We start from the raw sequence: 16502 nt of genomic DNA on the forward strand, positions 1-16502 counted from the left end.
TAAAATGAAAATCAATAAATACTTATATTTTATATTATTAGTTACGCTTTTTTCTGCATGTAAAAGTGCAAAAAATATTAAAACCGTTAAAACGTTAGATGTTAAACAAATAACTGTTCAAGATTCTAAGTTTATGAAAGATGGTAAACCATACTATTTTGTAGGAGCAAACTATTGGTATGGGCCATTAATAGGGGCTAAGAACATAGGAGATAGAGCGCGATTAATTAAAGAATTAGACCTAATGAAAGAAGTAGGTATCGACAATTTGCGCATTTTGGTTGGAGGTGAAGGAGATGGAGGAGATTCTAGAGTTCACCCAGCTTTACAGCCAGAGCAAGGTGTTTATAATGAAGATTTATTAGATGGTTTAGACTTTATGATGGCAGAAATGCGTAAACGTAATATGTATGCCGTTTTGTATTTAAATAATAACTGGATTTGGTCTGGAGGTATGTCTGAATATTTAAAGTGGAATGGCTATGGCGAAGTTCCAAACCCATTTTTAGAGCAATATTCTTGGAATGAATATATGACTTATACCAGTCAATTTCATAGCTGTGAGCCTTGTAAAGAAGCCTATTATAACCATTTAAGATTTATTATTGGAAGAACAAATAAGTATTCAGGATTAAAGTATACCGATGATCATACAGTAATGTCTTGGCAAGTGGCAAACGAACCTAGAGTTTTAATGACACCAGATCATGAAGAAGCTTTTGCAGGTTGGTTAAATGAAACAGTTAAGTTAATCAAAGAATTAGATCCTAATCATTTAGTATCAACAGGAACTGAAGGTAAGCATGGTTTTCTTGAAGATATCAATATGTTTGAAAGATTGCATAACAATAAAAATATTGATTATTTAGCGATGCACATGTGGCCTAAAAATTGGGGTTGGTATGATATTAATGATGAAAAGGAAAGTACACAAGTGTCTATTAAAAATGCATACGAATACATGGATGAACATATTGTTGTAGCCAAAAGGTTGAAAAAACCAATTGTAATGTCAGAATTTGGATTTCCACGTGAAAAGGAAAGCTTATCACCTGAAGCTTCAGTAGAAAATAGAAATGTATTTTACAAAGCTATTTTCGACAGAATTGTAGAGAGTTCTAAAGATAAAGGTATTCTTGCGGGATTAAATTTTTGGGGATTTGCAGGCTATGCTATAACAAATCCTGAAAATGGTAAATGGAAACATGGCGATGATTTTAGTGCAGATCCACCACAAGAACCACAAGGTTTAAATTCAGTTTTTTCTAGTGATATATCAACATTAGATTTAATTAAAGAAGCTAATAGTAAATTATTAGATTAAATTTAAGACTAGTCTAAATAAAAAAAGCCTCAGAATTAATCTGAGGCTTTTTTGTTTCTTATATGTTTAGAATTTCTAGTTTAACTCAAACTCCATTTCTTTATCTGCAATCATAACTTTAAAGGTTCCATCTTGGCTAACCCAATCAAGATTGTTATCAACAAAACTCATGCTTTCTTCTGTTATTTTAAGAGTTACAGTTTTAGTTTCATTAGGATTTAAAGAGATTTTTTCAAAGCCTACAAGTTTTTTAACTTCAGGTGTAATAGACGCAAATAAATCATTTAAATACAATTGAACAACTTCTTTACCTTCACGAGATCCTGTATTTGTTACATCTATTGAAACATCAATAGTATCACCTTTTTTAATTTCTGTGGAAGATAGTTTTAAGTTACTATATTCAAAAGTTGTGTAAGATAAACCATGACCAAATTCCCATTGCGGATTATAAGCATTATGCCCAGTTACGCCTTCACGACTTTCTGTGTATTTTCTATTGTATTTGGTTAATGCATTGGTGTATCTTGGATAGTTAAAAGGAATTTTACCACTTGGATTTACATCGCCAGTAATAATATCAACTAAAGCTCTTCCACCTTCGTTTCCTGGGTAATATGCATGAACTACGGCATCCATTTCGCTTTCAAATTTGCTTATTATTCTAGGGCGTCCTTCTGCTAAAACAAGAATAATTGGTTTGTTTAATTTTGATAATGCTTTTGCAAGTGCTATTTGTGGTTCTGTGATTTCTAAATCACTAATGTCTCCTGGTGTTTCTGTATAATTTTGTTCACCTAAACACAGTAAAATATAATCAGCATTTTTAGCAAGACTAACTGTTTTTTCAATATTAATTTCTTCCGTTAACGATACGCCTTCAGAGTATAAAACATTGTTTGTTCCTAATTTATCTTGAAAAGCTTCTAAAATGGTCATTTTATCGGCTGCAAATTTATCGGCATTTTCACCTTGCCAATTATAAGTCCACCCACTATTTAAAGATTTCATGGTGTTTGCGGTTGGTCCTGTTACTAATATTTTGGCGTCTTTTAAAATTGGTAAAAGACCATCATTGTTTTTCAATAAAGTAATTGATTCTGCTGCGGTATTATAAGCTTCTTGAATAAATTCATCTGAACCAAATTTGCTGTAATCATTAGTATTCCAAGTTGGTTTTTCAAATAAACCTACCTCAAGTTTTACCTTTAAAATTCTTGAAACGGCATCGTCAATTCTAGACATTGGTACTTCACCTTCATTAACAAGCTCAACTAAATAATTAAAAAAAGAAAAATCATTTGGAACCATACTCATATCAATTCCAGCCATAACACCTATTTTCACAGCTTCTTTTGGAGTTGCAGCAACTTTATGACGATTGTGTAAGTAAATAATATCTTCCCAATCTGAAACAACAAAACCTTCAAAACCAAGCTCGCCTTTTAAAACATCTGTTAATAATTTTTTGCTGGCATGAACAGGCGTTCCGTTAATTTCACCAGAACTAATCATAAATGTTTTTGCACCAGCTTTTGCTCCTGCTGCGTGAATTGGTAAATCATATTGACGTAAAACACGCTCAGGAATAATACTTGGTGTTCTATCTTTTCCTGTAGTTGTGCTACCATATCCTAAAAAATGCTTAACGCAAGCAGCAACATTGTTTGGGGCTGAAATATCGTCTCCTTGAAATCCCTCAACCATAGCTGTTGCCATTTGAGATGATAAATAAGTGTCTTCACCAAAAGTTTCCCAAAAACGAGACCAAGTTGGATTACGAGGTAAATCTAAATCTGGAGAAAAAACCCAAGGTATGTTAGATGCACGCGTTTCGTAGGCGGAAATTTGGGCGCCTCTTTTAATTAATTCAGGATTCCAAGTTGCTGCCATTCCAATTTGTTGTGGAAATAAGGTTGCGCCTTGAGTATAACTTGACCCATGTATAGCATCAATTCCAAAAAGTACTGGAATTTTTAAATTAGATTTATTTGTTTCTGTTTGAATTTCTTCTAATATTTCTTGCCATCTTTCACGGGTTGGTGCTGTCCCTTCTGGAACATTTAAAATTGAACCTATATGGTATTTTTGAATGGCTTCTTTTAGTTTGTCTTTGTCTAAAGCGCCTTTTGCGTTTTGTTTTTCAACTACCATGTAAGTGATTTGGGTCATTTGCCCAACCTTTTCTTCTAAGGTCATTACAGATAAAAGAGAGTCAACTTTTTGCTCAATTTCTTGATTTGCATTATTTGAAGTTTGACTTTCTGTGCGTTGGCAGCTAGTAAGTAATAAAGGGATGAAAATTAATAAAATTGCTTTTTTCATTATATAGTATTAGTTGTTTTATAAGCTGTTTTTAAATATTACCAGCCGTTATTTTTAATGATTTTTTTAAACCATAAAGCTGAGGCTTTAGGAGTTCTTTTAAGAGTTTTGTAGTCGATATAGTTTATTCCAAATCGAACAGAATAGCCAGAAGCCCATTCAAAATTATCAAAAAGACTCCATGCAAAATAGCCTTTTAATTTTATTCCATTTTCAATGGCTTCATTACAAGCTTCTAAATATTGTCTGTAATAATCTAGTCTTTCTAAGTCATTAACTTCTCCATTTTCTAGAGTATCATTGCAAGCAAAACCATTTTCGGTAATATAAATATCAGGATTGTTGTATCGTTTGCTAATCCATTCAAGTAATTTATAACATCCCCAAGGGACAACGGACCAATTAAACGCTGTTAAAGGCCAAGCTTCATCTTGAGTTAAAATGACATCTTGATCTTCAGAAATCCCTCCATTTCCATAAACACTACTTTTTATTCCTGAGTGATCATCTTCTGCAGCATACATGGTTGTGTAATGATTTAGTCCAAAAAAGTCTGAAGAATTTTTAATTAATTCTTTTTCGTCTTCAGTGAATTTGGGCAATCTATCTCCAAGTCTATCTTTCATTACTTGTGGGTAATCTCCAAAATAAATAGGATCTGCAAACCAGCCTAAAAAGAATAATAAAGCGCGTTCTGCTGCTTCAATATCAGCAGGTTTGTCGGTAAGAGGTTCTCTCCAATCACAATTATTTGTAATTCCAATAGTGCCTTTTTGATGTGTGAAGCTTGTTTTATAAAGTTTAACTGCTTTAGCGTGAGCTAATATTAAATGATGTGCTGCCAAATATGGTTCTGAATTTGAACTTCTTCCAGGAGCAAAAACACCTTGTCCATAACCTAAAATGGCAACAACCCACGGTTCGTTTAAAGTAATCCAGTTTTTAACACGATCTCCAAATCTTTCAAAACAAATTTTTACGTAATCTTCAAAATAACTAGCGATATTAGGGTTTAACCAACCATCATTCTCCATTTCAAGAGCCAAAGGTAAATCCCAATGGTATAAAGTTACCCATGGAACAATATCGTTTTTTATTAACTCATCTATAAGATTTGAGTAAAACGCAATACCTTCTTCATTTACTTTGCCTTTTCCTTCTGGCATAATTCTAGCCCAAGAAATTGAAAAACGATACGCTTTAAAACCTTGCGATTTTAATAAAGCAACATCCTCTTTATAGCGGTGGTAATGATCTATCCCAACATTACCGTTTTCATTGTTTTTTATTCGATTAGGAATGGTACAAAAACTATCCCAGATAGAAGGTCCTTTTCCATCAGCATTATGAGCGCCTTCAATTTGGTAAGCCGAAGTTGCTGTACCCCATATAAAATCAGTTGAAAATTTAATCATTCGGTGGTGGTTAGTCAATTAGTTATTTAATGTTCAGTTGTAAATGTTGATGCAGGTAAATTAGCTTCATTAAAAACATTTGATTGAGTAGTGTTTTTCCATGCAAAACGAACATATTTAGGTTTTTTTACTTTTTTTGATGTAAGTATTATATAGTCATTTTTAATTTTTGATTTAGCATCATAAAATATTTTGTCTTCTCCTGCAATTTCAAAAAGTGAGTTATCTCCTTTAGTATTAAGCCCTTTTGAATTATCAAAAAAGACTTTGGTTTTTCCTTTTTCAAAAGAAATATTTTTAAAAAGAGGGCCATTAACAATACCATCAAAATTTTTATAATGATTTTTCAAAGCAAGATTGGCTAATCTAATTCCAACTGTTTTTTTGTCTTTTGGATGAATATCGTCAGCCGTTGAAACATCATCAATAACAACCATGCCTGTGTTTTCTGAGAGATTTAAAACTTTACGTTGAGCGTTTCTAATTTCTACACCACCAAAATGGTCTTCACCATATTCATAAGGAGCAATTTGAACATAGTAAAACGGGAATTTTTTATGCCATAAATATCTCCAAGAATTAATTAATGTATTAAGAGTTTTGTCATAAACAGGTGAGCCAACATTTGCTTCTCCTTGGTACCATAATGCGCCAGCAATATTATATCCGACTAAAGGGTTTATCATAGCATTAAAGGCTCTCGCAGGTTCTGTAGGACCCCATTCTACGGGTTTTAAATTATTTGCTGCTTCGTTGAGAATTGAATCTTTTCTTATGGTTTCTTCTGGCATCCAAATTTCAGCAGGAGTTCCTCCCCAAGCTGAAACTATTAGTCCTACTGGTATATCTTTTAAGTTTTCTTGCAGTCGTTTTGCAAAAAAGTAGGCAGCAGCACTTGATTTTTTCATTGTTTCAGGAGTACAGATATCCCAATTTGCTGTAAGGTTATCTTGAGGGTATTTTGAAGCGCTTTTTGGTATAGTAAAAAATCTGATTGTAGGATTGTTTGCTTTTCCAACTTCATCCATATTTTTGATTCCGCCACCCCAGTTTGCAGACATTTCCATGTTAGATTGCCCTGAGCATAACCAAACTTCACCTATTAAAATATCATTTAAAACAATTTCATTATATCCTTTTATTGAGATTGTAAAAGGACCACCATAACTTGGTGTTTTTATAATTAGGTCCCATTTAGCTTGGTTGCTGGCTTTAGTTTTATAAAGCTCACCATTCCAAGAGGTTTGGATTGTGACTTCTTCATTTGGATTTGCCCAACCCCAAAATTTAACTTCATCATTTTGCTGTAAAACCATGTGGTTTGAAAACAATGAAGGTAAAATAACGTTGGCAAATGATGTTTTTGCAATAAACAGAAATATTATAATTGATAAAAACCTCATTATTTGTTACTTAATATGTTTTTGAAAAAAGGCGTTAATTGATCTGCTAAAACTTTATGATCTTCTACACTAGGATGGTAATTGCATCCATTAACAAAGAGTTTATCAAATTGAAAAATTGCAATATTTTTATCTTTAAAATGATTTTGTACCTTTTTTAAACACGACACTAAAGTATCATTTCTTTCTTTTGAAACCATAGGGCTGTTCAATAAAGCTACTTTAGTGTTTGGGTATCTGTTGTAAACCTTTTCAACAAATTGAATATAATTAGAGGTATATTTTTCAGAATTAAAAGGAAGTCGATTTTTTATGCCATCACCATCAGACATATCATTAGTTCCTAAACAAATACTAACTATATCTGGTTTAAAAATGATTTTGTATGGTTTTGATACATCAGTATTTAAATATAAGTTATTGTAAACTTGTGGCATAATAGGTTCTTGAATATTTTCATCATTCCAATTTCTATACATTCCCATTCCAGAAACTGAGCTTAAAACATATTTAGCATTTAAAGTTCTCGCCAATCTTGGTCCGTAAGCTAAATAAGCATTGTGTTGATCTAAATACTCACCTTCGTTACAATCAATATCGCTATTATCTGCCAAAGCACCACAAGTAATAGAATCACCAATAAATTCTATTGAAATAGAATTATTTTCATTCAAGGGAACTAATTCTTCGGTTTCAATTTTATGAATAATAATAGTTCCACTTGCAGCTTCAGTTGCTTTATGAATTCCTATTTTATTAATTTCGTTTTTTGGTAACTGCAACGTTATTTTGTTGATAGTATCACCTTTAATCTGATAACGTTTTTGGTATTCATCATTAATTGTTAAAACAACATAATTGCGTGGTTTAACTTCTGATTGAAGAAATAAAGAAACTGAATCGCCTTTTGTGTTAAATTCTGAAGATGCAGCAGAACCAATTAATGCTGTTGTACTGTCTGTTAATTGTTCAGTTCTTCCAGTATATTTTAATAGTTTATCTGTGGAGTTATACATTTTGGGAATGTTTTCTTTACATGAAACTATAATTAAAAAGATTGAAAGTGTTAAACAGAATCTAAGCATTTGCTGAGTTTTTTAAGTGTGTAAAATTAAGCTATTTTTCTTTTTAATGTTTAGATAAAAACTTCAAATCCTGATATTATTTATACACTTAAAAGCAAATGTTTACTGAATAAAAGCATTAAAATTAAATTCATATTCTGGATGAAAATTAATTATAAACAAGGCATCAACAGGTTTTAAATATGTGATTTTTTTTATTCATTTTATATTTTCAAATTGACTTTAATCGTATTTATAAGAACTTATATTTTTCATGTATTTCATTGTTATGTTGTCTTTTAGTCTTTATTTTCTTTAAAAGAATCTTTAAATGCATTCTGTGAAAACAATAAAGAATTATTAAAGCAACATTGCTTCTGAAAATAATTTTTTAAAAATAATTTAAAAATAAGTTGCTTGATTTTACCTAATTCATCAAAAGCTAATACTATTTATTCTTTTTTGACAAAATAGTATTATAGTATTATTCTTTCTTTTTTATGTATACTAACCGCTTAACACCTGTTAATAAAGGGGGTTTTGTTGATTGGTTGTTGTTTTTTTGTTATAAAGAATAATTTGTGTCAATAAGTGATGAAATACTATTAATATTTTAAGGGTTTAGCTATTAATTTTGTACATGATGTGGTTAATATAGCATATGTTGCTTATGCACATCATCTAAGCTATTAAATATTAATAAAAACCAACTATTTATGAAAACAAAAATACGTAACATCCTTACCTTGTTCGTAACTCTTTTAATGTTTGCTTTTTCGCAGGCACAATCGATTTCTGGAACAGTTTCAGATGAAAATGGTCCTTTACCAGGGGCGAGTATCATCGTGAAGGGAACATCTAATGGTACAGCCACAGATTTTGATGGTAAGTACACATTAAATAATATATCTGCAGATGCTATTATTGTTGTTAGTTTTATTGGATACGTTACCCAAGAAATTAATGTAGCAGGAAGAGCAATTGTTGATATCAATTTAGTTCAAGATGCAAATGTTTTGAATGAAATTGTAGTAACAGGTTATACAGCACAAAATACTAGAAATATTACTGGTTCTGTAGCTGTAATCGATTCTGAAGTGTTGGCTGAAACAACACCATCAAGCCTTGAACAAGCATTGCAAGGTCAAGTGTCTGGTGTTACCGTTGGTTCAGAAGGTGGTCCTGGTGGTAAAGCTGCAGTACGTATTAGAGGTTTTGGTACCGTAAATGGTAATGATCCTTTATATGTAATTGATGGTGTGCAAACGGGACAAGGATTAAATGAAATTAATCCAAACGATATTGCTTCTATACAAGTATTAAAAGATGCTGCTGCGGCATCTATTTATGGTATTGGGGCTGCAAATGGTGTGATAATAATTACAACTAAAAGCGGTAAGAGAAATCAAAAAGCTAAATTTACTTATGATGGTTTAATTGGTAATGATTTTGTTCCTAATAGTGCTTTCCCTGAAATGGCGACACCACAACAATTGGCAGATGCTTACTGGAAAGCTTTAGCAAATGATGGAAGTGCATTAAGTCATCCACAATATGGAACAGGAACAACACCAGTTTTACCAGAATTTATTAACGATGGTGGTGGAAATCCTTATAGTTTCCCAGATAATAGAATTACAAGAGCAAATCAAGCTGGAACAAATTGGTTTGATGAATTTTTTAATTCTGCAATAGTGCAACAACACAATATTGGTATTCAAGGTGGTTCTGAAACTTCAAAATTCTTTGTAAGTTTAGGATTGTTAGATCAAGAAGGTGTTGCGGTAAATACATCTTATGATCGTTACAGCATTAGAGCGAATTCAGAATTTGATATTACTGATAACTTTAGAATTGGTGAAACATTAAGTTTTTCTTATTCTGAATTAATAGGAGTAAATGATCCATTAGGTTCAAATTCAAATCAAAATAATGAAAGCCAAATAGCATCGTTATATAGAATGCACCCAATTATTCCAGTTTATGATGAAGGTGGTAATTTTGCAGGAACAGCTGGTATATCAGGAGTTGGTAATGGGTATAATCCTGTTGCAGTTGCAGATAGAAATAAAAACAATGTAAATAAAGTGCTTAGAACTTTAGGTTCTGTATATGCTGAAGTAGATCTCTTTGAAGATTTAAAATTTAGAACAACCTTTACAGCAGATTTAAATACATCAAATTTTGGTTTTTTTCAACCAATAGATTATGAGAATTCTACTGCAAGAACAGTAAATCAATTAAGAGAAACTACAGCAACAGGAATTAATACAAACTGGTATAATATTCTTCAGTACACAAAAACTTTTAACGAAGTACATAATGTAGATGCTTTTGTTGGTACTGAATTCAAGAAAAACACTTACAAAAACTATTATGCTCAAATTACGAATTTCTTATTTACAGAGCCAGATGCAACGTATTTAAGTGCAGGTACTGGTAGTCAAACAGTAGGTGGTAATCAAAATAAATCGACTTCATTTTCAACTTTTGGGAAAGTAGATTATGATTATAGTGGGAAATATTTGTTTAGCGCAACTATAAGACGTGACCAATCTTCACTTTTTGAAGGAGGAAATCAAGTAGGTGTTTTTCCAGCTTTTAGTGCGGGTTGGAGACTTTCAGATGATTTCTTTGCAGGTTCTGTAGATGTGAATAATTTATTATTAAAAGTAAGTTGGGGTCAAGTTGGTAACAACTCTATTCCAGCAGGTAATGCCATTACATCATACGGTTCAAACTTGGCTTATAATGATTACGCAGGACAAACAGGATATTATTTAACTAATATTGGAGATCCAAACTTAACTTGGGAAACAACCACCACTACAAATTTTGGTATTTCAGGTTCGTTTTTTGATAATAGTATAACTTTAGATTTAGATATTTATAAAGCAGAAACTGAAGATATGCTTCTAGCAGTTCCTGTTGATCCATCTATTTATGGTAACACAGTAAGTTCTCTTTATAAAAATGTTGGTCAAATGACTAATAAAGGTTTCGATTTAGGTATTAGTTATAATAATAATGTATCGGAAGATTTTAGTTATTCTATAGGAGCAAATATTTCTCATTATAAAAATAATGTAGACTATTTAGTGAGTGGTGATGAATCTATTGTTGTCCCTAATCCTAATTTAGGAGCGCAAACAGGTTTTGAAACAACAAATACTGTTGCGGGTTACCCAATATCTTCATTTGTAGGGTATAATTATGATGCAACAACTAGATCTGTAGATACAAGTGGAGATGCCAGAAATGTAATAGGTAATCCACATCCAGATTTTACTTATGGTATAAACTTTAACGCTGATTATAAAAATCTAGATTTCTCTTTATTCTTTCAAGGATCTCAAGGAAACGAGATTTATAATTTAACAAAATTCTGGACAGATTTCTCTGGTTTTGAAGGCGGTAAAAGTTTAGATTACGTAAATGAAACTAGACATGATTTAACTTTAAGTGCTGCAGATGCAACGGGTTCTTCTTATTATATAGAAGACGGTTCTTATATAAGACTTAAAAACATCTCATTAGGATACACTTTAAATGATGCTGTAACATCTAAATTAGGTTTAGATAAAATTAGAATCTTTTTACAAGGTAAAAACTTAATTACCATCACAGATTATAGTGGTTTAGATCCAGAGATTAATTTGTCAAACTATACAAATCAGCAACAAGCCAACTTAGAAATTGGTGTTGACAGAGGTGCTTATCCTATTTCAAGATCTCTTAATTTAGGTTTAAATATCACATTTTAAAAAATATAGAATATGAAAAAAATAATTTATAATAAAAACATGAAAAAGACATTCTTGTCTGTGTTAGCTGCAGCAGCCTTAATTGTAGCGACTTTTCAATCGTGTAATTCTGATTTAGAAGTGCCTTTACAAGGAACTTTTAGTGCAGATGTAATTCCTTATGATGTAGATTGGGTAACTTCTCAAGTAACAACAGCTTATGGAATGTTAGATGGTAACTTAGATCAGTCAGATCCATGGAGATCAGCTGCATCAAACTGGATTTATGGTGAGGTTTCTTCAGATAATGCATACAAAGGAAGTACACTTGGTGATCAACCAGTAATGAATGGTGCGGAGTGGTATCAAGCAACGGCTAATGAAAATAATTTTTATGGCTATAAATGGAATGCAATTTATGAAGGTGTAGCAAGAGCAAACGAAGCTATAAGAGGTGTTGCGTTAGGAGTTGAAAAAGGAAATTTGACTGCTGGAGAAGCGGCATCTTTAGAGGCGGAAGCTCGTTTTTTAAGAGCACATTATCATTTTGAAGCTAAAAAAATGTGGGAAAATATTCCTTATGTTTTTGAAACAGATACAGAGTCTAAACCAAATACTCTTGACTCATGGACACCAATGGAAGATGATTTCCAATATGCTATAGACAATCTTCCTCCTTCTTCAAGATTTACTGGAGGAGCTAATAGTTGGTCTGCAAAAGCATATTTAGCAAAAGTACATATGTATCAATTGGATTATGCAGCTGCTAAACCAATATTAAATGATGTAATTACATCTGGGCCTTATTCATTAGCTCCTAAATATTCAGACAATTTTAATGCATTAACAAACAATAGTTCTGAGTCTATATTTGCAGTTCAAAATACTGTTGGTGATGGACCGTCAAATGATGAAAATGGAAACTGGGGAGATGCATTAAATTTACCTAATGATACGCCAGTTGGTGGAGGAGGTTCATGTTGTGGATTCTATCAACCATCACAAAATTTAGTTAACGCCTACAAAACTGATGCTAGCGGTTTACCATTATTAGATACTTTTAATAATACTGATGTAACAAATGACGATGGTCTTGCAGATTCTGCTCCTTTTACACCTTATACAGGTGAGTTAGATCCTCGTTTAGATTGGAAAGTTGGTCGCAGAGGTTTAGATATTAATGGTTGGGGCATTATGCCTGGTGCTTCATGGATTAGAGATCCAGCCAATGGAGGACCATACATACAAAAAGTAACAGTTTGGAGAGCAGATCAAATGGGTGATTCTGGAATTGATGCGCCTAATGCTTGGGCTGGTGGTGTAAGTTCTATGAACACTAATATAATTAGATATGCAGAAGTGTTATTGTGGAGAGCAGAAATCATGGCAGCTGAAGCTGAAGGTGATATGGGGGCATCTCTAGTAGATGAAGTTCGTTCTCGTGCAGCTAACCCTGCTGATTTTTATCCTGAAGTTGATGCTAATGGTGATGCAACTGGTGATCCTGCTGCAAACTATGTAATTAGTACTTATGGTAGTTTTGCTTCTCAAGCAGAAGCTATTAAAGCGGTTGCTTATGAGTACAGAATTGAAACAGCATTAGAAGGACATCGTTTCTTTGACTTAGTAAGAAGAGGAGATGCAGCTACGGTTTTAAGCGCATACTTAACTGTTGAAAAAACTAAAAGAGATCACTTAAGTTCAGCGTCTTTTACACCTGGAAAAAGTGAAAGATATCCTATACCAAACCAAACCATTGCAGTAAGTAATGGACAGATTGTACAAAATACAGGATATTAATATTGTTTTTTGAGTTAGTTTAAAAGCAGCGTAAAAAAAAATACGCTGCTTTTTTTATCATAAATTCTAATTTTTTAAAAAAATGCTTAATTTTAATTTTGTCGAAATCTAAGCAAAGAATTATATAAATATTAAATAATCAAAATGTTAAAAAACATCAGTTTTCTTATACTTTCTGCAACAATAATATTAAGTTGCTCTAAAAAAGAAGAAGAATTAACTCATAAGGTTTTTTCATCTTTAAAATCATCAGGAATTGATTTTCAAAATATCTTAACGGAAAACGATTCTTTAAATTATTTCACATATAGCTATATATATATGGGTGGAGGAGTTGCTACTGGCGATATTAATAATGATGGTTTAATAGATGTGTATTTTACAGGAAACCAGGTTGAAAATAAATTATATCTAAATAAAGGAAATCTTCAATTTGAAGATATTACTAAAAGTGCAAATGTTGCAGGTGATGCTCGTTGGTATACTGGTGTAACAATGGCTGATGTTAATAATGATGGATTTTTAGATATTTATTGTTCTGTAGCAGGAAAATTTCAGCCAAAGGAAAATCAATTATTTATTAATAATGGAGACAATACATTCACAGAAAAAGCAAGTGAATATGGTATAGCAGATGCAGGCAATATTATTCAGGCAACTTTTTTCGATTACGATAATGATGGTGATTTAGATTTATATAATGCCAATTATCCAATAACTAATTTTAAAGCTCCTAATGGGTATTATCAATTTAAAATGACTCATAGTAAAGATTTAGAAACCGATCATTTGTATAGAAATGATGGCAATACATTTACAAATGTTACTGATGAGGCTGGAATTAGAAATTTTGGATTGTCGTTAAGTGCTACTGCGGGAGATTTAAATAATGATGGATGGCAAGATTTATACATTTCAAATGATTTTAGTAGTCCAGATTATATGTATATCAATAATCAAGACGGTACATTTAAAGAAGTTATTAAAAAGGCAACCTCACAAACTGCTTTTTATGGCATGGGTGTAGATATTGCAGATATTAACAATGATGGCAATTTAGATATCTTTCAAGTAGATATGGATGCTAATACAAATCGTCGTCAAAAAGCCAACATGGCAAGTATGAATCCAAGTCTTTTTTGGGGTGCTGTAAATGCAGGTTTTCATTATCAATATATGCATAATATAATGCAAATAAATTCTGGAGTTATAACAGATTCTATTCCACATTTTTCAAATGTATCAAGATTAACAGGAACATCATCAACAGATTGGAGTTGGGGCCCCCTATTTGCGGATTTTGATAATGATGGAAATAAAGATTTATTTGTTTCGAATGGAACAAGAAGAGAAATAAATAATAGAGATTTTTTTAATGAAATCGAAAAAAAGCAAAACAATAAAGACAGTTTATTAGATTGGGTACTTCGAATTCCTTCTGAGAAAATAGATAATTTCATATTTAAAAATAAAGGGAATTTAGATTTCGAAAAAGTAAATAAAGAATGGGGAATTGAGTTCGAAGGATGGTCTAACGGTGTATCTTATGCCGATTTAGATAATGATGGAGATTTGGAAATTATAACCAATAATATTGATGATATTGCTTCAGTTTTTGAAAATCATAGTTCTGAAAACAATAATTATTTAACTGTAAAATTTAATTCTGAAACTAAAAATAAATTTGGTTTAGGTAATCGTGTGTATGTTACTTCAGGTAAAAATACTCAAATGCAAGAACTTACACTATCACGTGGGTTTCAATCATCCGTTGCGCCAGAATTACATTTTGGATTAGGTAAATCAGAAAAAATTGAGGAATTAAAAGTAGTTTGGACAGATGGTAAAATAGAAAAACTTAAAAATGTTAAGGTAAATCAGTCATTGGTTTTAAAACATGAAAATGCAGTAAGCCCTAGTGAGATTTCTGAGGAAAATACAGCTATTTTTCAAACAGTTACCTCTAATATCTTTCCAAAACATAAACACCAAGAAAATATTTATGATGACTTTGATACTCAAGTATTATTACCACATAAAATGTCTTCATTTGGACCAGCCATAGCCGTAGGAGATTTGAATGGTGATAATAGAGATGATTATTTTATTGGAGCCTCATCTAATTACCAAGGAAGTTTATATTTTCAAACTGAAACCGGATTCGAAAAACAGCAAACAACAGTTTTTGAAGAAGATAAGATGAGTGAAGATGTTGGTGCGCTTATTTTTGATGCTGAAAATGATGGTGATAGTGATTTATATGTTGTAAGTGGTGGTTATGAATTTAGTTTAGATTCAAAAAGGTTACAAGACAGGCTATATCTTAACGATGGTAAAGGGAATTTTACCAAAGCAAATTTTAATACGTTACCTAAAATGATTACTAGTGGATCTAGAGCATATTCTGCAGATTTTAATAATGATGGAAAACTAGATGTTTTAACTCTTGGAAGGCAAATTCCAGAAAATTATCCTACTCCAGCAGATAGCTATGTGTTATTAAATAAAAGTGATGAAAACTCGGTGAAATTTGAAATATCATCTGCTGATGTTTTTAAAGATTTAGGAATGGCAACAAGTGCTATTATTACCGATATTGATAATGATAATTGGCAAGATATTATTATTGTTGGCGAATGGATGCCAATTAGAGTTTTTAAAAATACCCAAACAGGTTTTAAAGAAATTTCTAAAGAGAAAGGGCTAAATAAAGATACTACAGGTTGGTGGTGGAGTATCAATGAAGGAGATTTTGATAATGATGGAGATATAGATTACATTGTTGGTAACAATGGTTTAAATTATAAGTACAAAGCAACTGAAGACGAGACATTTGATATTTTTGTAAACGATTTTGATAGAAACAATAAAAGTGATATAGTACTAAGTTATTATAATGAAGGAGAGCAATATCCTGTTCGCGGACGTTCTTGTTCATCACAACAAATTCCAGCTATAAAAAGCAAATTTAAAAATTATGAAGAATTTTCAACAGCAACTTTAGTAGATGTTTATACTAAAAAAGACCTTGAAAACTCATTGCATTATCAAGTAAAATCCTTTGCAAGTATATATCTAGAAAATAAAGACGGTAAATTTATTGTACATCAGTTACCTATCGAAGCTCAAATGTCATCCATTAATCAAATTTTAGTTGACGATTATAATAAAGATGGAAATTTAGATGTGCTTATTGCAGGGAACCTATATGTTTCAGAAATTGAAACACCAAGAAATGATGGTAGTTATGGTCTATATTTAAAAGGGAATGGAGATGGAACTTTTAAGTCTGTTCCGCCAAATAAAAGTGGTTTCTTTACTCCTGGAGATGTGAAAGATATGGCTACTATAAAAGTTAAGGATGATACTTATATAATTTCTGTGAAAAATGATGACTATTTACAATTTACAAAATTGACTAACTAATA

At 31.7% G+C, this 16502-nt stretch carries 8 protein-coding genes; 4 read left to right on the forward strand and 4 right to left on the reverse strand.

What is annotated here, in order from left to right; genetic code table 11:
• Positions 1-4: 4 nt before the first annotated feature.
• The gene (locus BT151_RS13030; RefSeq protein ID WP_072402786.1) at positions 5-1324 is read left to right on the forward strand and encodes a glycoside hydrolase 5 family protein; all 1320 of its coding nucleotides are present in this window, start codon (positions 5-7) and stop codon (positions 1322-1324) included.
• A gap of 75 nt (positions 1325-1399) precedes the next feature.
• On the opposite strand, the gene BT151_RS13035 is transcribed toward BT151_RS13030, so the two are convergent.
• The 4 genes from BT151_RS13035 to BT151_RS13050 are packed head-to-tail and all read right to left on the reverse strand — an operon-like array spanning position 1400 to position 7552.
• Positions 1400-3649 (reverse strand): glycoside hydrolase family 3 N-terminal domain-containing protein, encoded by a 2250-nt coding sequence (locus BT151_RS13035; protein ID WP_072402787.1) that lies wholly within the window; start codon positions 3647-3649, stop codon positions 1400-1402.
• Between the two features lie 38 nt (positions 3650-3687).
• Positions 3688-5064 (reverse strand): GH1 family beta-glucosidase, encoded by a 1377-nt coding sequence (locus BT151_RS13040; protein ID WP_072402788.1) that lies wholly within the window; start codon positions 5062-5064, stop codon positions 3688-3690.
• Positions 5065-5090: 26 nt separating this feature from the next.
• Positions 5091-6467, reverse strand: a complete 1377-nt coding sequence (locus tag BT151_RS13045; protein WP_072402789.1) for a sialate O-acetylesterase — start codon at positions 6465-6467, stop codon at positions 5091-5093.
• Positions 6467-7552 carry an SGNH/GDSL hydrolase family protein gene (locus BT151_RS13050; protein WP_072402790.1) on the reverse strand — a complete coding sequence of 362 codons (1086 nt, stop codon included), beginning with the start codon at positions 7550-7552 and terminating at the stop codon, positions 6467-6469. The genes BT151_RS13045 and BT151_RS13050 overlap by 1 nt, the downstream gene beginning before the upstream one ends.
• Before the next feature lie 695 nt (positions 7553-8247).
• On the opposite strand from BT151_RS13050, the gene BT151_RS13055 reads away from it, so the two are divergent.
• The 3 genes from BT151_RS13055 (at position 8248) to BT151_RS13065 (ending at position 16500) form a co-directional block, all read left to right on the forward strand.
• Positions 8248-11295 (forward strand): SusC/RagA family TonB-linked outer membrane protein, encoded by a 3048-nt coding sequence (locus BT151_RS13055; protein WP_072402791.1) that lies wholly within the window; start codon positions 8248-8250, stop codon positions 11293-11295.
• A gap of 12 nt (positions 11296-11307) precedes the next feature.
• Positions 11308-13074 (forward strand): RagB/SusD family nutrient uptake outer membrane protein, encoded by a 1767-nt coding sequence (locus BT151_RS13060; RefSeq protein WP_245794846.1) that lies wholly within the window; start codon positions 11308-11310, stop codon positions 13072-13074.
• 144 nt (positions 13075-13218) lie between these two features.
• Positions 13219-16500: a CRTAC1 family protein gene (locus BT151_RS13065; protein WP_072402792.1), complete on the forward strand. Its 3282-nt coding sequence runs from the start codon at positions 13219-13221 to the stop codon at positions 16498-16500.
• The last annotated feature ends 2 nt before the right edge of the window (positions 16501-16502 follow it).

It is taken from the genome of Flaviramulus basaltis (assembly GCF_900114265.1).
GTDB lineage: Bacteria > Bacteroidota > Bacteroidia > Flavobacteriales > Flavobacteriaceae > Flaviramulus > Flaviramulus basaltis.

Excerpts from the sequence above, each read along its gene's own strand:
- BT151_RS13030 (WP_072402786.1), top strand. The coding sequence starts at position 5 with ATGAAAATCAATAAATACTTATATTTTATATTATTAGTTACGCTTTTT.
- BT151_RS13035 (WP_072402787.1), bottom strand. The coding sequence starts at position 3,649 with ATGAAAAAAGCAATTTTATTAATTTTCATCCCTTTATTACTTACTAGC.
- BT151_RS13040 (WP_072402788.1), bottom strand. The coding sequence starts at position 5,064 with ATGATTAAATTTTCAACTGATTTTATATGGGGTACAGCAACTTCGGCT.
- BT151_RS13045 (WP_072402789.1), bottom strand. The coding sequence starts at position 6,467 with ATGAGGTTTTTATCAATTATAATATTTCTGTTTATTGCAAAAACATCA.
- BT151_RS13050 (WP_072402790.1), bottom strand. The coding sequence starts at position 7,552 with ATGCTTAGATTCTGTTTAACACTTTCAATCTTTTTAATTATAGTTTCA.
- BT151_RS13055 (WP_072402791.1), top strand. The coding sequence starts at position 8,248 with ATGAAAACAAAAATACGTAACATCCTTACCTTGTTCGTAACTCTTTTA.
- BT151_RS13060 (WP_245794846.1), top strand. The coding sequence starts at position 11,308 with ATGAAAAAAATAATTTATAATAAAAACATGAAAAAGACATTCTTGTCT.
- BT151_RS13065 (WP_072402792.1), top strand. The coding sequence starts at position 13,219 with ATGTTAAAAAACATCAGTTTTCTTATACTTTCTGCAACAATAATATTA.